The sequence below is a fragment of the Cupriavidus sp. SIMBA_020 genome (assembly GCF_046535395.1).
GTDB classification, from domain to species: Bacteria; Pseudomonadota; Gammaproteobacteria; order Burkholderiales; family Burkholderiaceae; genus Cupriavidus; species Cupriavidus campinensis.
Genome location: NZ_JAWRWU010000524.1, coordinates 1 through 274, shown reverse-complemented (window position 1 = coordinate 274; position 274 = coordinate 1). Strand labels below are relative to the sequence as shown.

Here is a 274-nt window from a genome sequence, read left to right as displayed (position 1 = left end):
GGTTACATTAAAGCGTGTGCGTATTATGAATGTAACCCTTAAAGGGTTAAAAGTAGGGCAATGGCGTCATTTGAGCGATGCAGAAATGGCGGTTATTAACGACTCGATTGCTGATTCAGGCAAAACACAAGAACACTCATTGTATGACGATAGTACATCGAATAATAACGTTGGGCTAACCACAAGCAACCAAGCAAAATCAGTGCATAAGCGTGAGTATCAAGGTGACAAGCCTCGAGGTACAAAGAATAACGAACAACATAAGCAAGCCAAC

1 protein-coding gene is annotated in these 274 nt (G+C 41.6%); it reads left to right on the top strand.

Annotated elements, in window-relative coordinates; all coding sequences use genetic code 11:
* On the top strand, nucleotides 1-274 hold a 274-nt coding region (locus tag SB751_RS30340; protein WP_410749065.1), incomplete at both ends, for a hypothetical protein.